Raw genomic sequence first — 23,739 nt, 5'->3', positions numbered from 1 at the left:
CGACACTGCACAAGGAAATCCGGGGGACCATGAGCGATAGCGCGCGACGCGATGCGGACACTGCGCGGTCGCGGCTGAAGCCGCTCCTACAGGGGATTTTGCGGGGGCTGTATGTGCTTGGATTGGCCGCTGCGCCGCTTGCGCATGCCGACGACGCCGAGGACCGCGCCGCCGCGCTGGTGGCGAAGATGACGCGCGAGGAAAAGGTCGCGCAGGCGATGAACGATGCGCCGGCGATTCCGCGCCTGGGCGTGCCTGCCTACGAATGGTGGAGCGAAGGCCTGCACGGCATCGCCCGCAACGGCTACGCCACCGTGTTCCCGCAGGCGATCGGCCTGGCCGCGACCTGGAACACCACCCTGCTCGAGCAGGTCGGCACCGTGACCTCGACCGAAGCGCGCGCCAAGTTCAATCTCGCCGGCCGCCCCGGCAAGGACCACCCGCGCTACGCCGGGCTGACCATCTGGTCGCCCAACATCAACATCTTCCGCGACCCGCGCTGGGGCCGTGGCATGGAAACCTACGGCGAAGACCCGTATCTCACCGGACAGCTGGCGGTGGGCTTCATCCACGGCCTGCAGGGCGACGACCTCAGCCACCCGCGCACCATCGCCACGCCCAAGCACATCGCCGTGCACAGCGGCCCGGAACCCGGCCGCCACGGCTTCGACGTGGACGTGTCGCCGCGCGACCTGGAAGCGACCTACACCCCGGCGTTCCGCGCCGCCATCGTCGACGGCCAGGCCGGCTCGGTGATGTGTGCCTACAACTCCTTGCACGGCACCCCCGCCTGCGCCGCCGACTGGCTGCTCAACGGCCGCCTGCGCGGCGACTGGGGCTTCAAGGGCTTCGTCGTCTCCGACTGCGACGCGCTCGACGACATGACCCAGTTCCACTATTTCCGCGCCGACAACGCCGGCTCCTCCGCCGCCGCGCTCAAGGCCGGCCACGACCTCAACTGCGGCCACGCCTATGCCGAACTGGGCCAGGCGATCGAGCGCGGCGACGCCGACGAAGCCCTGCTCGACCAGTCGCTGGTGCGATTGTTCGCCGCGCGCTACCGGCTCGGCGAACTGCAGCCGCAGCGCAAGGACCCATACGCGCGGCTGGGCGCCAAGGACGTGGACAGCGCCGCACACCGCGCGCTGGCGCTGCAGGCCGCGCAGCAATCGCTGGTGCTGCTGCAGAACCGCAATGCCACGCTGCCGCTGAAGCCGGGCCTGCGGCTAGCGGTGATCGGCCCCAATGCCGACGCGCTGGCCGCGCTGGAAGCCAACTACCAGGGCACCTCGGCCGCGCCGGTGACGCCGCTGCTGGGCCTGCGCGAACGCTTCGGCGCCGCGAATGTGAGCTACGCGCAAGGCGCCCCGCTCGCCGCCGGCGTGCCCGGCATGATCCCCGAGACCGCCCTGCGCAGCGACGGCAAGCCCGGCCTGCGTGGCGAGTATTTCGACAACGTCGATCTGGCCGGCAATCCGCGCACGCAGCGCCAGGACCGCGTGGTCAGCTTCAACTGGGATCAGGTGGCGCCGGCCAAGAGCGTGGACAAGGATCGCTATTCGGTGCGCTGGAGCGGCGAACTGCTGCCGCCCGGACCGGGCGACTACACCCTGGCGGTGCGCGTGGCGCGCTGCTTCGATTGCGCCGGCCACGATCCGGTGCGGCTGTACATCGACGACAAGCTGGTCGTCGCCGGCAACGCCGAAGACAAGCACCTGCCGGCCGGCATGCACAACGCCGACGGCCGCAACGTCGAGACCGTGCTGCACTTCGACGACACGCGCCCGCGCCGCATCCGCCTGGAACTGGAGCACCGCGGCCAGGACCAGGGTCTGCGCCTGGAATGGCTGGCGCCGGCCGCGCCGCAACTGGCCGAGGCCGAACGCGCGGTCGCGCAGGCCGACGCGGTGGTCGCCTTCGTCGGCCTGTCGCCGGACGTGGAAGGCGAGGAACTGCGCATCGACGTGCCCGGCTTCGACGGCGGCGACCGCAACGACCTCGCCCTGCCCGCGGCGCAGCAGGCGCTGCTGGAGCGCGCCAAGGCCAGCGGCAAGCCGCTCGTGGTGGTGTTGATGAGCGGCAGCGCGGTGGCCTTGAACTGGGCCAAGCAGCATGCCGACGCGATCGTCGCGGCGTGGTATCCGGGGCAGTCCGGCGGCACCGCGATCGCGCAGGCGCTGGCCGGCGACGTCAATCCGGGCGGCCGCCTGCCGGTCACCTTCTACCGCTCCACCAAGGACCTGCCGGCCTACGTCAGCTACGACATGAAGGGGCGCACCTACCGCTACTTCAAGGGCGAGCCGCTGTTCGCGTTCGGCAGCGGGCTGAGCTACACCAGCTTCGCCTACGCCGCGCCGCAGCTGTCGGCGACCACGCTGCAGGCCGGCGCGAACCTGCAGGTGCGCACGCAGGTGCGCAACAGCGGCACGCGCGCCGGCGACGAGGTGGTGCAGGTGTACCTGGAATACCCGCAACGCGCGCAATCGCCGCTGCGCACCCTGGTCGGCTTTCAGCGGGTGACGCTGCAGCCGGGCGAAACGCGCGAGGTGAGTTTCGAGCTGGCGCCGCGGCAGCTGAGCGACGTCGATCGCGCCGGCCAGCGCGCGGTGCAGCCCGGCGACTACCGCATCTTCGTCGGCGGCGGCCAGCCCGGCACCGGGGCGCCCGGCGACGCGGCCGCGTTTTCGATCCAGGGCAGCGCGCCCATCCCGCGGTGATCGATACATGTGCCCCTGTAGGAGCGGCTTCAGCCGCGACCGGACCTTACCGGTAACACCCGGTCGCGGCTGAAGCCGCTCCTACAGAAAAGCAAAGCAATGCGCTCACCCGTATAAACCAGACCAGGAGTCACCCATGCCTTCCCGCCGCGATGTCCTCCAGTTGCTCGGCAGCGCCGCCGGCGCCGGCCTGCTCGCCAGCGCCGTGCCCGGCTTCGCCGCGAGCGGCGCAGCGGCGGCAGGCTTGCCCAGCAAGCGCCCGCCGCCGGCGCAACGGCGCTTCGTCAGCGCCGCGGTGGAAAAGCACCTGTGCACGGTCAAGGCCGGCATCGGCGATCCGCGCCTGGCCTGGCTGTTCGAGAACTGCTATCCGAACACGCTCGACACCACCGTCGAAATCGGCACCCGCAACGGCAAGCCGGACACCTTCGTCATCACCGGCGACATCGAGGCGCTGTGGCTGCGCGATTCCTCGGCGCAGGTGCATCCGTACGTCCCGCTCGCCAAACGCGATCCCGCCTTGCGGCGCATGTTCCATGGCCTGATCCAGCGCCAGGCCGCCTGCATCCAGCTCGACCCCTACGCCAATGCGTTCCTGCCCGACGGCAAGAGCCAGCGCCTGAAATGGTCGGTGGCCGACATCACCGAGATGAAGCCTGGCGTCGGCGAGCGCAAGTGGGAAGTGGATTCGCTGTGCTACCCGATCCGGCTGGCGCACGAATACTGGCGCGCCAGTGGCGACGCCGCCCCGTTCGACGACGACTGGCGCGCGGCGATGCACGTGGTGGTCAAGACCTTCCGCGAGCAGCAGCGCCTGCACGACCGCGGCCCCTACAATTTCCAGCGCCCCTCGCCGCTGGCCACCGAGACCCTGGTGCTGGAAGGCTACGGCCAGCCGACCAAGCCCAACGGCATGATCCACTCGATGTTCCGCCCGTCCGACGACGCCTGCCTGTACCCGTTGTTCGTGCCGGCCAACCTGTTCGCGGTGACCTCGCTGCGGCAGCTGGCGACGATGAGCGAAGCGCTGCACCACGATGCCGCCTTCGCCGGCGAATGCCGCGCGCTGGCCGACGAAGTCGAGACCGCCACGCGCAAATTCGGGCAGATGCGCGATGCCGATGGGCAGCCGTTCTGGGCCTACGAAGTGGACGGCTACGGCAACCAGCTGTTCATCGACGACGCCAACGCCCCAGGCCTGCTGAGCCTGGCCTACCTGGGCTGCTGCGACCGCCGCGATCCGCTGTTCCTGCGCACCCGCCAGCTGGCGTGGAGCGAGCGCAACCCGTACTTCTACCGTGGCCGCGCCGCCGAGGGCGTGGGCAGTCCGCATAGTGGCATGGGCACGATCTGGCCGATGTCGATCATGCAGTACGCGCTGGCCAGCGACGACGACGCGCAGATCCGCCAATGCCTGGCCTGGCTGAAGAGCACGGACGCCGGCAGCGGCTTCATGCACGAAGCCTTCGACAAGGACGACCCGAGCAAGTTCACCCGCGACTGGTTCGCCTGGGCCAACACCTTGTTCGGCGAACTGATCGTCGACCTGCACCAGCGCAAACCGCACCTGCTGAAAGCCTGACCACCCCACCGCCCCCTGTAGGAGCGGCTTCAGCCGCGACCGGATCTGACCGGCAACACCAAGGTCGCGGCTGAAGCCGCTCCTACAGAAACACCATCCCGCTCCGCTGCACACCCCGAGGAAAGCACCATGGCCACACGACGCGGTTTCCTGCAGGGCGCCATCGCCCTGGCCCTGTTCGGCAGCAGCGGCATCGCCCGCCTGGCGCAAGCGCGCGCCGGCAGCTACGCACTGCCCGCCGACGCGCGCGCCAAGGCCGAGTTCACCCGCCACGTCGACGTGTTCATCGGCACCGGTGGCCACGGCCACACCTTCCCCGGCGCCACGCTGCCGTTCGGCATGGTGCAGCTGAGCCCGGACACCTACAACGCGGTGTGGGATTCGTGCTCCGGCTACCACGAGTCCGATGGCTCGATCATGGGCTTCTCGCACACCCACCTGTCCGGCACCGGCGTCGGCGACCTGCTCGATTTCCTGGTCGTGCCCGCCACCGGCGACGTCAAGCTGGTCCCCGGCACGCTGCAAGATCCGGACGCCGGCTACCGCTCGCGCTACGACCACGCCGACGAAGCCGCCTCGCCCGGCTACTACCGCGTGCGCCTGAAGGACAGCGGCGTGCACGCCGAGCTGACCGCCACCGCGCGCGCCGGCCTGCACCGCTACCACTTCCCCAAGGGCAAGCCGGCGCACCTGCTGCTGGACCTGTGCCACGGCATGCAGGACAAACCGGAGATCGCGACCCGGGTCAGCGACGCGCAACTGCGCATCGTCGATGCGCGCACCCTGACCGGCGGGCGCCGCGTGTACCAGTGGGCGACCGGCCGCTACCTCTACTTCGCCATGCGCCTGTCGCGGCCGTTCGCCAAGGCCCAGCTCTATTCCGAAGACCAGCCACTGGCCGCCGACGCGCACCAGGCCGACGGCACCCACCTGAAGGTGGCGCTGCACTACCCCGACGCGGCCGACGCGCCGCTGCTGGTCAAGGTCGGCATCTCCGCGGTCAGCGCCGAGAACGCCCTGGCCAACCTCGACGCCGAACTGCCCGACTTCGATTTCGCGCGCGTGCACGCCGCCGCCGTGGCCGCGTGGGAGAAGGAACTGGCGCGCGTACGCATCGACAGCGACGACGACGCGCAGCAGCGCATCTTCTACACCGGCCTGTACCACAGCCTGCTCGCGCCGACCCTGTTCAGCGACACCGATGGCCGCTACCGCGGCATGGACCTAAAGGTGCACCAGGCACCCGCCGGCTACCACAACTACAGCACCTACTCGCTGTGGGACACCTACCGCGCGCTGCACCCCTTGCTGACCCTGGTGCAACCCGAACGCGTACCCGACCTGGTGCAGTGCCTGGTGCGCGGCGCCAACGAATGCCCGGACGGCGTCGGCATCTGGCCACTGCAAGGCGTGGAGACCGGCTGCATGATCGGCTACCACTCCGCCGTGGTGCTGGCCGAAGCGCACGCCAAGGGCTTCACCGGCATCGACTACGCCGCCGCCTGGCCGGCCTACCGCAAGCGCGCCATGGACGACACCACGCACGGCCTGGACGAGTACCGCAAGCGCGGCTACATCCCCAGCGACACCGTGGACGAAGCGGTCAGCCGCACCCTCGAATACGCCTACGACGACTGGGCGGTGGCGCACCTGGCGCAGGCCGCCGGCGCCACCAAGGAAGCAAGCGCCTTGCGCGAACGCTCGCGCAACTACCGCAACGTGTTCAATCGCAAAAGCGGCTTCGTGCAGCCGCGGCTGAGCAACGGCGACTGGGCCGCCCCGTTCGACCCGCGCGCGATGGGCCACATGGCGAAGTGGCGCGACTTCACCGAGTCCAACGCCTGGCAGGCCACCTTCCTCAACCAGCACGACCTGTACGGCTACATGGAACTGTTCGGCGGCCGCGACGGCTTCGTCGCCAAACTCGACGAACTGTTCTCCACCAGCTCCGAACTGCCGGCCGACGCGCCGCCGGACATCGACGGCATGGTCGGCCAGTACGCGCACGGCAACGAGCCTAGCCACCACGTGGCCTACCTGTTCGCCTACGCCGGGCAGCCGTACAAGACCCAGGCCATGGTGCGGAGGCTGCTGCGCGAGCAATACCACGACGCGCGCAACGGCCTGTCCGGCAACGAGGACTGCGGGCAAATGAGCGCCTGGTTCGTGCTCAGCGCGCTGGGCTTCTATGCCGTGGACCCGGTCAGCGCAACCTACGTGCTCGGCAGCCCGCTGTTCAAGCGCGCCGACGTCGATGTCGGCAACGGCCGCACCCTCAGCGTCGTCGCCCACGGCAACAGCGCCGCCAACGTCTATATCCAGCGCGCCCGCTGGAACGGCAAGCCCTACACCCGCAGCTGGCTACGCCACGCCGACCTCGCCGCCGGCGGCACCCTGGAACTGGAGATGGGCCCGAAGCCGAATCCCGCCTTCGGCGCAGCCAAGGAAGACCTACCGCCCTCGTTCGTTTGAGACTCACCGCTCCCCTCGCCCCTGTAGGAGCGGCTTCAGCCGCGACCAAGACTCTCCGGTAGCACTCGGTCGCGGCTAATGGCCCAAGGCCACCCAGAGCCGCTCCTACAAAAAAGCCCAACGTCACCCCCGCCAGAGACCCCCACATGCTGCGTCACTCCCTGTCCGCCCTTGCCCTGTCGCTTCTGCTCTCCCTCCCGGCATCCGCACAGCCGACGCACGCAGCCACGCACTGGCCCGCCGTCGCCACCCAGGGCGACCACTTCACCCGTGACGGCAAGCCGTACCAGATCATCTCCGGCGCCATCCACTTCCAGCGCATCCCGCGCGCCTACTGGAAGGACCGCCTGCAGAAAGCGCGCGCCATGGGCTTGAACACCGTGGAGACCTACGTGTTCTGGAACCTGGTCGAACCGCGCCAGGGCCAGTTCGACTTCAGCGGCAACAACGACCTGGCCGCCTTCATCGACGAAGCCGCCGCCCAGGGCCTCAACGTCATCCTGCGCCCCGGCCCCTACGTCTGCGCCGAATGGGAAGCCGGCGGCTACCCCGCCTGGCTGTTCGCCGAACCGGGCATGCGCGTGCGCAGCCAGGACCCGCGCTTCCTCGCCGCCAGCCAGGCCTACCTCGACGCCGTCGCCGCGCAGGTCAAGCCCAAGCTCAACCGCAACGGCGGCCCCATCATCGCCGTGCAGGTCGAGAACGAATACGGCTCCTACGACGACGACCACGTCTACATGCAGGCCAACCGCGCCATGTTCGTCAAGGCCGGCTTCGACAAGGCCCTGCTGTTCACCGCCGACGGCGCCGACGTGCTCGCCAACGGCACCCTGCCCGACACCCTGGCGGTAGTGAACTTCGGCCCCGGCGAAGCCGAAAAAGCATTCCAGAGCCTGGCCAAGTTCCGCCCCGGCCAACCGCAGATGGTGGGTGAATACTGGGCCGGCTGGTTCGACCAGTGGGGCGACAAACACGCCAACACCGATGCCAACAAACAAGCCAGCGAATTCGAATGGATCCTGCGCCAGGGCCACTCCGCGAACATCTACATGTTCGTCGGCGGCACCAGCTTCGGCTTCATGAACGGCGCCAACTTCCAGAAGAACGCCAGCGACCACTACGCTCCGCAGACCACCAGCTACGACTACGACGCCGTACTGGACGAAGCCGGCCGGCCCACGCCCAAGTTCGCCCTGTTCCGCGACGCCATCGCCCGCGTCACCGGCGTGCAGCCGCCCGCCCTGCCCACGCCGATCCGCTTCGCCGAGCTGCCGGCTACCCCGCTGCGCGAATCCGCCTCGCTGTGGGACAACCTGCCCGCGCCGGCCGCCACCACCGACACCCCGCAACCGATGGAGCGCTACGGTCAGGCCTACGGCTACATCCTCTACCGCACCACCGTCACCGGCCCGCGCAAGGGCAGCCTGTACCTGGGCGAGGTGCGCGACTACGCACGCGTCTACGTGGATCGTAAGTTGGCCGGCAGCGCCGAGCGCCGCCTGCAGCAGGTGGCCGTGGACGTGGACATCCCCGCCGGCACCCACACCATCGACGTGCTGGTGGAAAACGGCGGCCGCATCAACTACGGCGCCCACCTGCCCGACGGCCGCGCCGGCCTGGTCGACCCCGTGCTGCTCGACGGCAAGCCGCTGACCGGCTGGCAGACCTTCCCGCTGCCGATGGACGACGCAAACAAGATCACCGGCTGGACCACCGCCAAGGTCGACGGCCCCGCCTTCCACCGCGGCACCGTCAAGATCGGCACGCCCACCGACACCTTCCTGGACATGCAGGCCTTCGGCAAAGGCTTCGCCTGGGCTAACGGCCACAACCTGGGGCGGCATTGGAACATCGGGCCGCAGCGGGCGTTGTATTTCCCGGCGCCGATGCAGCGGAAAGGTGAGAACAGCGTGATTGTGTTTGATCTGGATAGTGCGGCGGATGCGAGTGTGCGTGGGGTTAAGGGGCAGGTTTGGAGTTCGCCGACGGCTGGCGGCTGAGCCACTCAGCGTGCTGCGCTATCCGCTGCATTCGGATGGCGCAGCATCGCCGTTGTTCACCGCTCTCAAACCTATAAATCCAGGAGTTCGACGATTCATGCGACCGCGAGCGCTATTTCTTATCGTCGCCGCAGCCATATCCCTCACTGGTTGCGATGGATTCTTCAAGAGCAGGATTGTTGTTTCGGACACCCCAGAAGCCCGGAAATCGGTGGTAGACGCAGTTCGCAAATATGCGATGGACGAGGGCTTTTCCTGCTCTTACCGAGAGGGAGCGGAACTCTTCTGCACCAGGACGCCTGTGCTAGTCATGGTCACAGTGCAGTCCGGCCAGATTGAGGTTTGCTACGACGCCCGGATGGCTGCGTTCGAGAACCAAAAGTTCATGAGACGCATGGACGTGCTTAGGAAAAGGGTTGCCATTGCTACAGGCCAGGCCAGGCTAGCCGCTGGACCACAAGACCTGCAATGCACCCCACTTTGAACCCGACAACGGCCCTGCCGAAACGCAAGACATCCCTTCGATACCGGCCGACGATCGCATCGAATCTGTCTCGATCGAGCAGGTGTCCACGATCGGCCTGGAGTTGAAGTCGCCGGCGACCTTGGTCACGATCTGATGAGCAGGACACCTCAAAGCAAATTTCAGGAATCGCAATGCACGAACAATGGAACCGAATTGAAAGTCGCCTCGCTGAACTCGGATGCCTCGATGCGATCGCATTACGGCAGGGCACGGATCTGGCTGCGCTTCATGGCTTAGAGCAACACCTCGGCGTGGCACTGCCGGATTCGGTCAAGACTTTCTTGCTGGCACACGACGGCCAAGACGGACCAGGCCTCTTCTTCGGTCAGCAGCTTCTATCAGTCGCTGGAATTCGCGCGCAATGGGACACCTGGCGCTCCATCGACGAAGCTGAAATGAACGCCGATTGCGCTGAATTCATGCGTTCAGACCCGGAAGGCGCCATCAAGCCCATGTATTGCAATCGAGCATGGATACCTCTCACCCATGATTGGGGTGGAAATCATCATGGCTTGGACTTCGGCCCAGATATACAGGGCCATTCCGGTCAAATCATTGCCTTCGGTCGCGACGAAGACACAAAGGTACGCCTGGCGTCCGACTTTCAGAAATATGTAGAGACATTAATTGAGTGGCTGCAGTCGGCCACGTGGGACGGCGAGTGGTTGGAGAACGCCGCTGCCTAACAGTTCATTCAGTTGGCCGGCAGCGCCGAGCGGCGCCTGCAGCAAGTGGCCGTGGACGTGGACATCCCCGCCGGCACCCACACCGTGGACGTGCTGGTGGAAAACGGCGGCCGCATCAACTACGGCGCTCATCTGCCCGACGGCCGCGCCGGCCTGGTCGACCCCGTGCTGCTCGACGGCAAGCCGCTGACCGGCTGGCAGACCTTCCCGCTGCCGATGGACGACCCGAGCAAGCTCACCGGCTGGACCACCGCCAAGGTCGACGGCCCCGCCTTCCACCGCGGCACCGTCAAGATCGGCACGCCCACCGACACCTTCCTGGACATGCAAGCCTTCGGCAAAGGCTTCGCCTGGGCCAACGGCCATAACCTGGGGCGGCATTGGAACATCGGGCCGCAGCGAGCGCTGTATTTCCCGGCGCCGATGCAGCGGAAAGGCGAGAACAGTGTGATCGTGTTCGATCTGGATAGCGCGGTGGATGCGAGTGTGCGTGGGGTTAAGGGGCAGGTTTGGGGTACGCCGGGTAACTGAGTTATTGGCGAAGCGTGCCGTCCGGTAAATCTGGATGGCGCGTCATCAAACAACTTGTCTACAAATTAAGGCCGCCGACGGTTACGCCGAGCGGCCTTTAACTTGTGACGGCCGTCAACAAGTGATAGCGTCGGCCTTGTGCGGGGATGCACTGGGGAATGGCCGTGGGGTTAGACGCAAGGGTTATGCGACAGCGCGACGGGCGAGAGATCGAATTTGGGATGCATACTGCTCCGAAAGGTAGCGGCATCGGCGCGTTACACACCCGTTTTACACACCATTTTATCGCCGAATAGTGGTTAGGCCTCACATGAAAGCGTTTCGCTACCTGCGGCAAAACAAGCTCGATGCTTCACTATTTCTGCTATGCGTCGTTGCTGGCTATGTGATGACAGCGGCGTCCGAGGACCCGCTTGCCGGGTGGGTGGCACACACTGGATTAGCATCCGCGTTCCTGCAGTTTGAGACGGGCAACGAAGTCCTTTTCAACCTTTCGGCGGGCGTTGTCTCCGCAGTCGTCATGTTTTACCTGCTGGTCCGTGTTCCCGCGTACGAGCAGAAGGTTCGAATAAGGGGTCATTTGCTCGATACTTATCGCCAGTACAAGCGAGAAGTCATATACATCTTCCTAGGGATCCTGCACGGCTCGATTGATTCCGATCTCGCAGATGAGCTGATGAGTGCGCCAGCGTTTAAGGACTATTTCAAGGCATCATCCGGTGTACCGCGACAGGACAGGACGCACTACATCATGAACAACATCGAGGAGCATCATTTGAAGCGCCTCAAGGTTGAGTCTGAAGTTCTCTATGCCGAACTGCAGTACGCTACGAGCCGACTAGATATACAAGACAAAGAACTGCATGCTTTCGCCCGCCGCATAGGCGAATCACTGATCAGGGCTCGAGAGTGGGACCTGAGCTATGACGGTGTTGAGCACGTTTTAGGTTTTTATTGGCAATTATTTGCGGGATGGTCTTTCATTTCCGGTTACCTGGGAAACGATCCGCTTGAAGCCCGAATCCGACGGCTGTGAGGCCTAACTCGTTCAAGCCGAACCCGCATCGTGGCATTCGCCTCGTGCCTGCGCTACGCTAGCACGGCTCGCTGCCCCGCTGCGGGGCGGCTTAACTCAGGCATTAGATGCCAATGCCAATTTCAGAAGATGATGTGAGAAAGCTGATTGAAGGCGCAGCGAAGGCTGCCGCTGAGTCTCGCGGAAAAGATGCTATTCGAGAAAATTATGAGAGGGTCGTTCTTGTTTCCCTAGGGCGTTTCCAGCTTTTGGAGTTTGCCTTGAAGCGCCATATCGGAAAACTCGCAAACCTACAAAAGAACTTTCGCAAGAAAGATCAACTACTGAAGGAGCTTGATGAACTCTCTCTTGGCCTGTTGCTCAAGCGATTAAAGATTGCGGATAATGGCGAGCCGCTGATCGATCAAATCAGACCACTGTTAGAAGTTCGCAACGAGATAGCGCACCAATCTCTGCTTTGGATTTCCGGCATAGACAACATTGATATTTTTCATCATTTCAATGCAACCATCGCATACAGCGCCCATGCTATGGCAGTACAAGATTGCCTAAGAGAACTGGCTGCCAAGCTAAATGAACCTCAGGTTGGCATCTAACAAATAATTCAAGCCGAACCCGCTTCGTGGCTTGGCTTAATTCAGACGTTAGCTGGCTATGGAGAGTTTTATGTTGACTGATGCAGAGGTTGACAAGGCAAAATATACTGCCAAGTACAGTCTTGAAGTTACAGGGTCAGGTTGACTTCCAAGTGAACCTGACCCCGTTACACTGGTCGATGTCCGCAAAGAAGCACGGGGGCGATCATTGCCCCGCTGCACGATATGCTGAGCGACACCAGGGAGATCCAGTCGGGGACGGCGTGGCATGTGCGATCCTTCGCTCTGTGGTGGACACAGGGCCGCGCATCCAAACGAGCCGCCCCATCGGGTAACATCGAGAGTCTGTGTAGGGGAGTGCATTCTGACCCCGATTTTTGTCGCGGCCTAAAAATTCATTCAAGCCAAAGCCGGTTCGCAGCGCGGCTCAACTAAGGTGTTAGCCACATGAAAAAGCCACGCTACTCCGAAAACCTAGAAACACTAATCGCTTTGGTTACTCATCTAGCAATGACCGACTGGGCCGCACGTAGCCCGCCAAATCTTGCAAAGGCACTTTCCATTGAACAGTCGGAGATTGAGGGCGTCCTGGAATCTTTTAAAGGACTCTTCCGTAAGTCAAAGAATACATCCAAGAAAACCGGGGCGTATTTCTACACATTACAACTCCGCCATGCGAGGCAGTGGCTTCAAGACGAGGAAGATGAAGACTCCAAGCGCCCGCCCTTAGAGCAGGAGTACCTTTCGACACTTTTGGAGTTCATTTCACATCGAGCCCAAGAAGAATCGGGCCACAGCCTGGGTATTGTGACAGCATGGGTTGCAGCCGGCGCTTCTATTCTGATAGCAATTCTTGCAATCGTGTTCAAAGGCTAATTTGGCTAACAATTTATTTAAGCCAAATACGCTTCGCGACCTTTCTTGAATGAGGCGCCATTTTAATTCGGAGAAAGACAATGAGTTACACAGCCTCAGCATTCAACGTGATGATTGCCTCGCCTGGCGATGTGGCATCCGAGCGAGCAATTATTCGCGATGTAGTATATGAGTGGAATGCAGTCAATTCTGGCGTGCGAAAAATTATTTTACTACCCATCGGCTGGGAAACCCATTCCTCACCAGAAATGGGAGCGCCTGCACAGCAGATCATCAATCGCCAAGTGCTGAATAAGTGCGATCTTCTCGTGGGCGTCTTTTGGACTAGGATCGGAACACCTACTGAGAAGCATCTGAGCGGCGCGGTTGAGGAAATTGAAGAGCACATTATCTCTGGCAAGCCGGCAATGTTATATTTCTCAAGCCAGCCTGTTGCAATGGACTCGGTTGACATCGACCAGGTTCAGAGGTTAAAGGAGTTCAAACAGTCTTGCCAAAGTCGCAGCCTATACGAGGGCTATGACAGTCACGCTGATTTTAAGGAAAAATTCTACCGACACCTGCAGTTAAAGGTGAATGAGCACCCTATCTTTCAAACGGATAAAGCAAGCCAAGCTGATGCAGCGATTGTCGAGTCGCGAACCAAGATCCCAACTCTTTCGCGGGAAGCAAGAGTTCTACTAAAGGAGGCCAGTCAAGATAACGGGGGCATGATTATCTGCGCTCGCTTCATCGAAGGAACTACCATTCAGACGAATGGAAGAAATTTAATACCATCAAGCGATCGGCGTGAAGTCGCGATATGGGAAGAGGCGCTCGAACAACTCAGGTCTTATGATCTTGTAGTCGACCGCGGGTACAAAGGCGAACTGTTCGAGATCACAAATCTCGGGTATCAAGTTGCCGATATGATCGCGCTATAAACCACACATTCCCATTGAGCAACAACCAGAGCCCTGGAAAATTTTTTGTGAAATTTGAAATCGGCGACGCGACGGACGACGCACTTACAACCGCTATCGCGCATGAGTTTATTTTATGCAAAGACAGCTTCGAGCGCTTTACTCACTACGCCAGCCAAAACATCATGGGAAAATCATATCTCCACATATATGGTTGAAGTACCAGAAGATTTCGGCACGCAGTTCCGCCGCATAAGAAATCGAACTGCGCATATCAGCATCGAGAGAGCGAGACCAAGCACTGAGCCATCACTCTCCGAATTCTATTCTCGATACCACAAATTTGTTTATCTCCTTTACTACTCTGCAAAATTCGCATGGGCCATCAAAGATATTGAGGCAAAAAACTGGAAGTCGATAGAGGATTTTGATCTATCAGTCCAAACAACAACATTGGGGCCAGAGTGATCCATCCCTGATAACTCGGGCACGGTGTCTTCCGACCTAATGTTAAGCCATGCTGTTGCCCTTAACCTCGGGTCGACTTACGGCGCCAGATACCCGCTCACGTCCTCAGTAGTGCGCTGCATGTCGATCGCCAACAGGTCCTTGAGGATCGCCGTGTGGCCGAATCCAGGGATAACGGCGGATAACCACAGAAACGGCAGAAACGGGGTCAGGTTGACTTCCTAAGTGAACCTGCCCCCACTACAGCCTGCACGTTCACCGGCCGGGACCACAGAAACGGGACCAGTAACGGGGTCAGGTTGACTTTTCCGATGCGCAGACACGGTGTCTTCCGATCACGGGGCGAGACCTGTTCGGACTGCGCTGACCATCGAGAAAGGCGACGCTGGATCGCATGGCCCGACTCCCTCGTATCACCATTCCTGGCATTCCGCAGCATGTGGTCCAGCGCGGGAACAACCGCCTGCCTTGCTTTTTGGATGACGGTGATCGACTGCGCTACCTGCAGCTGCTGCGCGATGCCCTACACCACTGCGACTGCACGCTGCATGCCTACGTCCTGATGGACAACCACGTCCATCTGCTGCTTACCCCGAAAAAGGCTGAGGGTGTTGCACGCCTGATGCAGCGACTTGGCCGCAATTATGTTTCCTTATTCAACGGACGCCACGACAGGAGCGGCACGCTGTGGGAAGGCCGCTACAAGGCGTGCCTAGTCGACAACGAGGACTATGTGCTGCGCTGCTACCGCTATATCGAGCTAAACCCCGTGCGTGCAGCAATCACGGACGACCCGGCGCATTATCGCTGGTCCAGTTGCCAGGCAAATCTCGGCCTGCGGACCCATTCGGCCCTGCATCCACATCCCGCTTTCCTGGCACTTGGCGCCGATGCCTCCCAACGCAGCCACGCCTACCACAGCCTACTGCACGAAACCCTGGCCCCGGAGGAGGTGGACGCCATCCGCGCCTACCTGCAACAGCAACGCGCGCTCGGCACCAGCACTTTCCAGGCCATAGTCCAAGCCAAGACCCAGCGCTTCGCAGGCATCAGGCCCGCACACCGCCCGCGCAAAGCATCCCACTCAACCGATAAGTGAACCTGCCCCTGAAGCTCGAAAACCGGATGACCGGTTGGAGATGCCGATGCCCGCTTTGGGTCGAAAGCGCCATGACAGCGCCAGATTCTGGTTTTCTAACCAGGAAGGTTCGGACTCCCAGGGTCGAACGTAGAGGTAGCTGAACAGCGCCCGATGAACCTTTTTCCCGGTTCCCCGACTACCTTGGCGACGAGTGAAGGAGAATCAGGAATTGGAACGAGACACCACCAACCGCGAGCGTGCCGATCAGTTGCTGGTGGTCCGCTGTCAGCTGGGTGAGCGCGCGGCCTTCGACGATCTTATTCGCCGCTGGTCAGGCTCGTTGCATCGGTATGCGCTGAAGCTAGGCAATGACCCGGAACTGGCCAACGATCTGACCCAGGACGTCTGGTTGCGCGTCATACAGGGCATCGCGAGGCTGCGGGAAGCTGCGCAATTCCGTCCTTGGCTGTTCGGGATCGCGCATCGCACGTTCATGGACCGCCTGCGAACCCGCTATGCCATGCCAGTGGATACCGGCATCGATGTAGATGAGATCGCATCTATCGACGATAGCGGCGCTGATGAGGATCTCGAGCGGACGCTGACGACCAACCTGGCATTGCTGCCGATCGTCGAGCGCGAGGTGTTGACGCTGTTCTATCTGGAAGAACTTTCGTTGGTCGACATCGCAGATGCCCTCGGCATCCCGGTCGGTACCGTCAAATCGCGGCTGTTCCGCGCAAGAACGCTGCTACGCAAACAAATCCTTCTGGAGGACTCTACCCATGATCAATAAGTCTTCGTCGATCTCCCTCGATACGGAGTTGCAACAACTGACAGCACGCCTGCTTTCTCCGCGGTCGCGATATGGCCACATGGCGTTGTTGCTGGCGGCACTAATGATGTGCGTGTTGCTGGGCGCACTGCTGGCAACCGAACCGGCATTGTCGGATCGCACCCAGGCCGCGCTTGTCGTCATGCTGTGCATTGGCTCCTGCTGGGTGGCATATGCGTTCTGGGTACTGCGGCAGCGCAGGCCTCTGCTGGCCAATCACCGCATCGTGGCAGGTTGGATGGCAGTGGCTTTCACCGCGGTGTTTGCCGCCGGTGCACTGGGAATGACCGTCGCCACGGGTAGCGCGACCTTCTACGCGGCCGCGGCGGCAGGTGTCGGGATGCTCGTTCTTGCGGTGGCGGTTCTCGTCCGGGCTTATCGCCACGTCGCCTGGCTACAGGCTCGGCGCCTAGAGCTTGAACGCCAGATAAGAGAACAGGAATGAACGCGGACGGCGCTAACGATGCCAAGTCGGAAGTAGACGCTGGGCAATGTCCGCTACCGGCGGTGGATTCAACCGGTCAACGCAAAACAGTAGTAACGGGGTTAGTAACGGGGTCATGTTGACTTCCTAAGTGAACCTGACACCGTTAAACGCCATCACAAGTACCCAGGCCAGGTAGACCAGCGTGCGGCGGATAGGCGCTCTATCTACAGCCCGCATCATGCGGCATGCTCTGCAGCACACGTTGAAGCACCGTCGCTGCGGCCTGAGGCTTGCCGAGCGCAAGGCTGCATGCAGCCATGGTTCGCAATTTCGGCCGATCGGCCATCAGCCGTTCGACCTTGTAGTCAAGGCCAATGGCATCGTAGGCCAGCCATGCTGCGCCTTCTTCCATCAGGAAGCCGGCGTTGTGTTCTTCTTGGCCAGGGATCGGCGAGATCAGCAGCATCGGCTTGCCCAGCGCCAGGCATTCGGACACGGTGAGGCCGCCGGGCTTGGTGACGACCAGATCGGCAGCTGCCATGAGCTTGTGCATCTCGTCGGTGAAGCCCACCGCAATCATCCGGCCCGGATGGCGAAGCGCCAGCGCCGACAGTCTGGCGTGCGTTTCGGCATTGCGGCCCGCCACGGCGATTACCTGGAAATCGCTTGCCATGCCCAGTGCACGTTCGACCATGCTCGCAAGATCGCCAACGCCAGCGCCGCCTGAGGCCATCAGAAGCGTGGAACGCGATGGGTCCAGACCCAGGGCGGCCGCGCACGCATCGCGCTCCAACGTCGGTGCGTCGGGCTTCGAGAATGCTGGCATCACCGGAATTCCTGTGACGTGCACACGGTCGGCCGGAATGCCGCGTGCGCGAAGCCGGAACGCGACCTCTTCGTTCGCCGCCAGGTAGCCGGTCATCTCGGGAACGAGCCACATGTTGTGCAGGTCGTAGTCGGTGATCTGCAACCAGACGGGGTAGTCGAGGCCAGCGTTTCTGCGTTCGCGCATCAGCAACTCGGCCGGCAGGAAGTGGGTGCAAATCACGGCATCGGGCTTCGCGTTTCGAATCTCGCGCAGCAGCGCGCCGGTGCTCAGCCGCTCGATGCCGCGGCGCATGCGCTGCGACGCCGCGTGGTGCGGCGTGAGGTCGCTGCGCTGATGCAGATACGACCAGAGTTCGGGCGCGCGATTCACGAGCTGGATGTACCACTCGGTGTAGATACGGCGGAACGCCCCTGACACATGGGCCATGGTGTCGATATGTACAGCCGTGCACGAGGGAGCGAGAGAGGCTGCGGCGGCAGCAAGCGCCTGCGCTGCGCGCACGTGGCCATTGCCGGCGCTTACGCTGAGGATCAGAACTTTGGTCATGGCTGGAGTCGGCGTAGTCGGTGTCGGGGACGAAAACTGGGAAAGCAGGGCGCAGATTCTGAGGCTTCCCCAGCTTTAGTTCTTGGCAATCAACATTGTGCAGCGGCGTTGGCTTGCAAAAGCGCGTGTATTGCGCATCTTCACGGTTGCCACACCAATGAGGATCGCCAACAACGGGGCCAAAGGAAATACGATTTAAAGCACATATTTCTCCTGGCCCCACTGTTGAGCCCCGCTGTTGCCCTAACCTCAGGTCGACTTACGGCGCCAGATATCCGTTCACGTCCTCGGCGGTGCGCTGCATGTCGATCGCCAGCAGGTCCTTGAGGATCGCCGTGTGGCCGGATCCAGCAATCACCAGCAAGCGGTGGCCGGGTTGCGCGGCCTTCTGCACGTTGGCATACATGCGGAAGTTGCGGTGCCACCAGCTGGCCGCCGCGTCGGCACCGACAAAGCTGCCACCGGCATCCACCGCATTGGTGCTGATGTAGAGATTCTTGTTTTCGCGGTCGCGCGCGGGATCGTTCGTCAGGCGCAGCAGCTCGGCCAGCGGCAATGTCGATTGCTCGCGGTCGGCGCGCGCGGAAAGATTCTTGAACGTGGCATCCATCGTCGCCTGCATTGCCGGGTCGTTCGCCTTGATGTAATCGAACATCGGATCGGCTTCCCAGCCGATCTTGCCCTCGTCGAAGCACGTTACCCCCGCTATCCCTGAGGCTTTGGCGACGCGGAAGCCGATTTGGTGGGTTTCGTTAGCCGGCAGGGTCGACTGACCGTCGCGGTAGCGGGCAAACGCGGCGTCGTATTTCGCCTGCTCGGATGGATCGCATTCCACCAGGACGTCGGTGGGGCGGAACGCGGCGAGCCGCGCGGCAAGGCCCGCGAGGTAGGCCTGATTTTCTTTCGACATCACGTCGGAGACCTTGAACTTCACCATGTCCCGCCCCGGATTTTCGAAGTGGAACGAGCCAAGCATCATCACTTTCGCCGGGGCGACGGGCGCCTGCGTCGCGACGGCAGCGAGCGCGGGCACAGTGGTCAGGCAAGCGGACAGAGCGACGACAAAAAATCGGTGGACGTTCAAGGTGCTTGCTCCAGTAAGGTAAAGCCGATGGCGGCTCCGGCATTAAAGCACCCGTTCGCGCGTTGGGCATAGGGTTGCTGATCGCTGGCTTGGGCAGACGAAAAGCCGTCACGCGACCTCGCCGTTGTGCCGCTGCTTCTGCTACCAAGCCCAAAGGACTCCGCGCCTTGCCGGCTGCCCTCCCGCGCACAGCGCATCCGCAGGGCGACAGAACACGCGCTCGCCGCGACTCAGGTCGATGCCGGTACGCTCGTACAGGGTCCGCGTGTGCTTTCCTCTGAGATGCCGGGCGACACCGGCGAGATCCCGCCGGGGTTGGCATGGCATGTGCGGTCCTCCGCTCTTAGCTGGAACCAACGCGGCGCCTCCAAACGAAGCACTCCAGCGAGCAACCTCCTGTACCGGAGTACGCCAAGCGCACGCTGGCCCCGGTTTTCCTCGCCATTCAGGCCGTATACTTTTCTTTATGGAACCCAACCCCCGCGAGCCGTCAGCCAGCTTTATTGATCTTATGATGGATGCCGTTTTTGCGGTGGATGTTGAAGCCCACGTCGTCTTTGCGAGCGCTTCGTGCGAGCGTATTTTCGGATATACGCCGAAAGAAATGATCGGCAAAAACATGTTCGACATGATGCTGCCTGAAGATCGCGAACTGACCCGTAACTCGCTGGTGGCGGTGATGGCAGGCAACCCTCAGCTGCATTTCGAGAACCGGTACTTGCACAAGACTGGGAAAGTCGTCCACATCATGTGGTCAGCGCGCTGGTCGCCGGCCGATCAGTTGCGCATTGGGGTTGCGCGCGATATCACCGAACGCAAGCGATCCGAATCCTTGCAGTCTGCGCTCTATTCCATTTCTGAAGCAGCGCAAACCGCGGAGGACCTTCTCAAGTTATTCCAACGCATCCATCAGATCGTCGGCACACTCCTGCCTGCAGATAATTTCTCCGTGGCGCTCTACGACGATGAAACCGACCAACTCAGTTTCCCCTATCATGTGGATGAGCATCTGCAAACGCCAGAGCCTTTCAACCTGATCCCAGGGTCGCTCTACGCCGAGATTATTCATACCGGCCAGCCGTTGCTGCTGACACCTGGGACGATGGCTGATCGCCTGAAGCTGCTGCATTTCTCCTTTGGGATGAATCCTTTCTGCTGGCTGGGTGTTCCGCTCAAATCGCACAAAGGGACAATTGGCCTGCTCATGGTCAAAAGCTATCCTGGTGGCGTCTGCTACAGCGAACAGGATCAGGAATTGCTGCAGTTCGTCTCGACTCAAATTGCCACCGCCATCGAGCGCCAGCAAATGCAAGTGCGACTGCAATATATGGCGCAGTACGACCAGCTGACCGCGCTTCCCAACCGTGTCTTTTTGTACGATCGCCTGAAATTTGCGCTGTCAGCGGCACGACGAGAGCAGGGGCAACTGTCTTTGCTCTATCTTGATCTGGATAAATTCAAACAGGTGAACGATGCGCTTGGTCATCGCATCGGAGATCTATTACTGAAAGAGGTTGCCGTACGACTGAAGCAATGCATTCGCGAATCGGACACCGTTGCTCGCGTCGGTGGCGATGAGTTTGTTGTTCTGCTCCGCGGGACCTCTTCACCGGAAAACGTAATGCGGGTGTCGGAAAAAATTCGCGACGCATTCGATCATCCCTTTATTCTGGACGGCCACAGCTTGAACATCGCGCTGAGCATTGGGATCGCGCACTATCCTGAGCACGGCAATGACGAGCATCAGCTTCTCGAACATGCCGACAAAGCGATGTATTTTGTCAAAAATGTCAAAGGGAATTGACGGGTATCTGTCCACCATTGCGTGCCCGCATGCCAAAGCGCTCACACACGTGGCACAGCAGACCGCGATAGCCATGTCGATCTTCGTCGTCCAGGAGAATTGACCCCACGCTGGACGACATGCATCGGAATGCCTGGAAGCTCCAGGCGCCGCCGACTCCGCATGGCAACTCACATGACGGTGGGAAAGATCCAAACCTGCTCGTCGCCTACCGCGCATGCCGTCAGGCACTACCACGGCAACCCATGTGATCTGGTCGCTTAATTACCTGCGCCCCCTTTGTTCCTGGCGCATCAGGCGCTCGCCGAGACAAGGCCCCGCAACACCGTCTCGAGTTCCGTCGTGCCCTTCAGCGATGCATCACATCCGGCCTCGAATTCGATCCAGCCATCGTTGAATCCGTCCAACATCCGGATGCGCGGCTGCGGGTTGGCCATGCCTTGTGAGCGGAAAAGCGCGTCCCAAGTCGCCCGCGGTACCGGCTGCGCCACGACATCGCGCCCGAGCACCCGGCCCAAGGCGGCGGCCAGCGCCAACGGCGTGATGCGGTGCGGCCCTTCCAACTCGACCACCCGGCGTCCCTCCCAGACCTCGCGCAGCATCCGAACCGCCATCGCGGCGACGTCTGCCGTCGCCACCATGGGCACCTGCTTGTCCAGCGGCTGCAGGAAGCTCGACACGACACCAAGCGAGCGCGCACCGTCGATGTCCCACGCGGTGTTCTCCATGAACCACGCGGCGCGCAGAAAGGCGACCGGCATGGGCAGCGCTTCAAAGGCGCGTTCCATGATCTGCAACTGGACCAGCAAACTGTCTTGCCTCGCCTGGGCGCCGATGGTGGAAAGCGCGACCACACGCTGCGGCCGTACCTGCTGCAGTGCCGTGACCAGCGCTGCGACATTGGCCCGGGTTTCGGCGTAGCCCGGCGCCGGATCGAACACGGGCGGCAAGAGCACGAACACGGCTTCGGCCCCGGCGAATGCGTCCGCCAACGCCGCGGCGTCGTCCATTGCGGCCAATGCCGTCTCGCAACCGAGACTGGCCCACGTCGATGCCTTGGTCGCGTCCCGCAGAACGGCGCGCACGGAAACGCCTTCGGTCAGCAACGCTCTGGCGATCCGACCACCGACCTGGCCGGTCACTCCGGTGATGACAAACATGGGGTTCTCCTGATGCCACGCGGGGTGCGTAGCGTTGAGCGGAAGTCTGGATACGAACTCCGCGAAAGGCGATAGCATGGGAGGCATCTTGTTCATGCGCGGCAGTCATCAATGGCAATGTTCGACCCGCAACTGCTCGAAGGCCTCGACATCATGGCAGCCGTCGTCGACATGGCCAGCTTCAGCCGGGCCGGAGAAGCACTCGACATGTCCCAATCAGGCGTCAGCCGGGCCGTGGCGCGACTCGAAAGCAGGCTGGGCATCCGTGTCTTCGAGCGCAGCACCCGGTCCGTGCGTTTGACGGACGAGGGGCGCCGTTTCTATGAGCAGGTCATGCCATTGGTCGGTGCGCTCGAAGAGGCCACCAGCAGCGCCGCGGGAGGCACTGCCGCGGTACGCGGTCGGCTGCGCGTCAACATCGACCCATTCTTTTCCCGGCTGGTCCTTGGCCCCATGCTGGGCGCCTTTCTGGACAGTCACCCGGGTCTCGAGGTGGAACTTCGCAGCCGGGACGACCTTGGCGACATGGTGACCGACGGGTTCGACCTGGCGATCCGTTTTGGTTTTCCGCAACCCTCGTCGTTGGTGTCCCGCAAGTTGCTCGATACACGGGTGTTGACCGTCGCGTCGCCGTCCTATCTCCGACGCTACGGGCGGCCGACCGATCCTCGCGAACTCGAGACAGGTCACCACCGGTGCATCCTGTTTCGTGACTCGATCACTGGTCGACCATTCCCCTGGGAATTCCACCAGCGCCGACGAAAGCTCACCGTCGCGGCCCGTGGCGCCTTGACTGTCAACGATGCCGGCACCCTCTACAGCACCTGCCTGGCTGGCCACGGCATCGCCCAGCTGTTCGAGCTGGGTGCCGAGAGTTACCTCGCCGGCAACAAGCTCGTGCCCTTGTTCCCTGATTGGCAGGACGAGCGCTTTCCACTGCACGCCTACTACCCCACGAGACACCACGTCCCGGCCAAGACGCGGGCGCTGCTGGACTTCGTGGTCGGCCTGCTGCGATGAGTTGGGGCCAGGCGACCCAGGCGAGGTGGTGACCGGCTGTAGAACAAAAGGGGACGGAGGCAATTGATCCCTAGCCCCTACCCTTCGCCCGACAGGAGCAACAAGCATGGACTTACATGACCATCCCACCTTCGAGTGGGTGCAATTCCCGGAGGGGCGCGCCAGATTTTCTGGCCTGGTTCGCGGCATCATGGATGAACAGGGCCATGAGACGTTCGCCGTCGAGGTAGGCGGCGAAGAGTACTTCGGCGAAGTTGAAAACGTATTCCTGCCCAATGGCAATGACTACAACATCGAAATCGTCTCGTTTGGCTACGGCCGCCGCGGCGACATAGGAATGCCGATGCAGGGGAGGACATGCCGCGTCTTCACGGCAACACAGGCAAGCGACATTCAGGCACTCACAGTTCAATTGATCGCTGCTGGCATTCAATTTTCGGACAGGCCATCTCTGTTGACGGAATATCCGAACGCCCACTTTATGGGCCAAGTGAGCTTCAGGAAGGACTGGGCCTTAGTCAAGGATGATCGAATCACCCCCTGATCGCAGCCATCGGCGCC

At 62.1% G+C, this 23,739-nt stretch carries 19 protein-coding genes and 1 pseudogene; 17 read left to right on the top strand and 3 right to left on the bottom strand.

Translation table 11 applies throughout. From position 1 onward, the window contains the following. The first annotated feature begins 29 nt into the window (after positions 1-29). The 14 genes and pseudogenes from HEP75_RS06255 to HEP75_RS06190 all read left to right on the top strand — a co-directional run bounded on the left by HEP75_RS06255 (position 30) and on the right by HEP75_RS06190 (position 16,753). Positions 30-2,717, top strand: coding sequence for a glycoside hydrolase family 3 C-terminal domain-containing protein (locus HEP75_RS06255; protein ID WP_185825831.1), 2,688 nt, complete (start codon positions 30-32; stop codon positions 2,715-2,717). A 136-nt stretch (positions 2,718-2,853) separates the two neighbouring features. Next, a complete protein-coding gene (locus HEP75_RS06250) occupies positions 2,854-4,299 on the top strand; it encodes a glycoside hydrolase family 125 protein (protein ID WP_185825830.1) in 1,446 nt (481 codons plus the stop codon). 129 nt (positions 4,300-4,428) lie between these two features. Continuing rightward, a complete protein-coding gene (locus HEP75_RS06245; RefSeq protein ID WP_185825829.1) occupies positions 4,429-6,771 on the top strand; it encodes a GH92 family glycosyl hydrolase in 2,343 nt (780 codons plus the stop codon). A 146-nt stretch (positions 6,772-6,917) separates the two neighbouring features. After that, positions 6,918-8,771, top strand: a complete 1,854-nt coding sequence (locus HEP75_RS06240; RefSeq protein WP_185825828.1) for a beta-galactosidase family protein — start codon at positions 6,918-6,920, stop codon at positions 8,769-8,771. Positions 8,772-9,428: 657 nt separating this feature from the next. Next, positions 9,429-9,983 (top strand): SMI1/KNR4 family protein, encoded by a 555-nt coding sequence (locus tag HEP75_RS06235; RefSeq protein ID WP_185825827.1) that lies wholly within the window; start codon positions 9,429-9,431, stop codon positions 9,981-9,983. An 18-nt stretch (positions 9,984-10,001) separates the two neighbouring features. Next, positions 10,002-10,514 (top strand): annotated as a pseudogene (locus HEP75_RS06230) (beta-galactosidase); the annotation flags it as partial. 310 nt (positions 10,515-10,824) lie between these two features. After that, positions 10,825-11,550 carry a hypothetical protein gene (locus HEP75_RS06225; protein ID WP_185825826.1) on the top strand — a complete coding sequence of 242 codons (726 nt, stop codon included), beginning with the start codon at positions 10,825-10,827 and terminating at the stop codon, positions 11,548-11,550. Between the two features lie 134 nt (positions 11,551-11,684). Next, the gene (locus tag HEP75_RS06220) at positions 11,685-12,146 is read left to right on the top strand and encodes a hypothetical protein (protein ID WP_221899308.1); all 462 of its coding nucleotides are present in this window, start codon (positions 11,685-11,687) and stop codon (positions 12,144-12,146) included. A 447-nt stretch (positions 12,147-12,593) separates the two neighbouring features. Beyond that, the gene (locus HEP75_RS06215; protein WP_185825824.1) at positions 12,594-13,022 is read left to right on the top strand and encodes a hypothetical protein; all 429 of its coding nucleotides are present in this window, start codon (positions 12,594-12,596) and stop codon (positions 13,020-13,022) included. 80 nt (positions 13,023-13,102) lie between these two features. Further along, on the top strand, positions 13,103-13,945 hold the full coding sequence (locus tag HEP75_RS06210) for a DUF4062 domain-containing protein (RefSeq protein ID WP_185825823.1): 843 nt from the start codon (positions 13,103-13,105) through the stop codon (positions 13,943-13,945). A 47-nt stretch (positions 13,946-13,992) separates the two neighbouring features. Then, positions 13,993-14,142: a hypothetical protein gene (locus HEP75_RS22145; RefSeq protein ID WP_221899307.1), complete on the top strand. Its 150-nt coding sequence runs from the start codon at positions 13,993-13,995 to the stop codon at positions 14,140-14,142. A gap of 644 nt (positions 14,143-14,786) precedes the next feature. Next, positions 14,787-15,491 carry a transposase gene (locus HEP75_RS06200; RefSeq protein WP_185825821.1) on the top strand — a complete coding sequence of 235 codons (705 nt, stop codon included), beginning with the start codon at positions 14,787-14,789 and terminating at the stop codon, positions 15,489-15,491. A gap of 211 nt (positions 15,492-15,702) precedes the next feature. Continuing rightward, entirely contained in the window at positions 15,703-16,269 is a 567-nt protein-coding gene (locus tag HEP75_RS06195; RefSeq protein ID WP_185825820.1) for a sigma-70 family RNA polymerase sigma factor, read from the top strand. Then, positions 16,259-16,753, top strand: a complete 495-nt coding sequence (locus HEP75_RS06190; RefSeq protein WP_185825819.1) for a hypothetical protein — start codon at positions 16,259-16,261, stop codon at positions 16,751-16,753. Before HEP75_RS06195 ends, HEP75_RS06190 begins: the two co-directional genes overlap by 11 nt. A gap of 202 nt (positions 16,754-16,955) precedes the next feature. Here the strand turns inward: HEP75_RS06190 and HEP75_RS06185 are convergent, their stop codons facing one another. Both HEP75_RS06185 and HEP75_RS06180 read right to left on the bottom strand, forming a co-directional pair. Beyond that, positions 16,956-18,110 (bottom strand): glycosyltransferase, encoded by a 1,155-nt coding sequence (locus HEP75_RS06185; RefSeq protein ID WP_185825818.1) that lies wholly within the window; start codon positions 18,108-18,110, stop codon positions 16,956-16,958. A gap of 259 nt (positions 18,111-18,369) precedes the next feature. Then, positions 18,370-19,194: a DUF5694 domain-containing protein gene (locus tag HEP75_RS06180; RefSeq protein ID WP_185825817.1), complete on the bottom strand. Its 825-nt coding sequence runs from the start codon at positions 19,192-19,194 to the stop codon at positions 18,370-18,372. Positions 19,195-19,660: 466 nt separating this feature from the next. Between HEP75_RS06180 and HEP75_RS06175 the strand changes: the two genes are divergently transcribed. Continuing rightward, on the top strand, positions 19,661-20,998 hold the full coding sequence (locus tag HEP75_RS06175; protein WP_185825816.1) for a diguanylate cyclase: 1,338 nt from the start codon (positions 19,661-19,663) through the stop codon (positions 20,996-20,998). A 293-nt stretch (positions 20,999-21,291) separates the two neighbouring features. On the opposite strand, the gene HEP75_RS06170 is transcribed toward HEP75_RS06175, so the two are convergent. Then, a complete protein-coding gene (locus HEP75_RS06170) occupies positions 21,292-22,158 on the bottom strand; it encodes an NmrA family NAD(P)-binding protein (RefSeq protein ID WP_185825815.1) in 867 nt (288 codons plus the stop codon). 111 nt (positions 22,159-22,269) lie between these two features. Here HEP75_RS06170 and HEP75_RS06165 point away from each other — a divergent pair, with 111 nt between their 5' ends. Together HEP75_RS06165 and HEP75_RS06160 are read left to right on the top strand one after the other, a co-directional pair. Continuing rightward, on the top strand, positions 22,270-23,178 hold the full coding sequence (locus HEP75_RS06165; RefSeq protein WP_185825814.1) for a LysR family transcriptional regulator: 909 nt from the start codon (positions 22,270-22,272) through the stop codon (positions 23,176-23,178). A 106-nt stretch (positions 23,179-23,284) separates the two neighbouring features. Further along, positions 23,285-23,722 (top strand): hypothetical protein, encoded by a 438-nt coding sequence (locus HEP75_RS06160; RefSeq protein WP_185825813.1) that lies wholly within the window; start codon positions 23,285-23,287, stop codon positions 23,720-23,722. The last annotated feature ends 17 nt before the right edge of the window (positions 23,723-23,739 follow it).

The sequence above is a fragment of the Xanthomonas sp. SI genome (assembly GCF_014236855.1).
Classification (GTDB): domain Bacteria; phylum Pseudomonadota; class Gammaproteobacteria; order Xanthomonadales; family Xanthomonadaceae; genus Xanthomonas_A.
The sequence above is the reverse complement of the archived record's forward strand: the minus strand, read 5'-3'. Positions and strand labels throughout refer to the sequence as shown.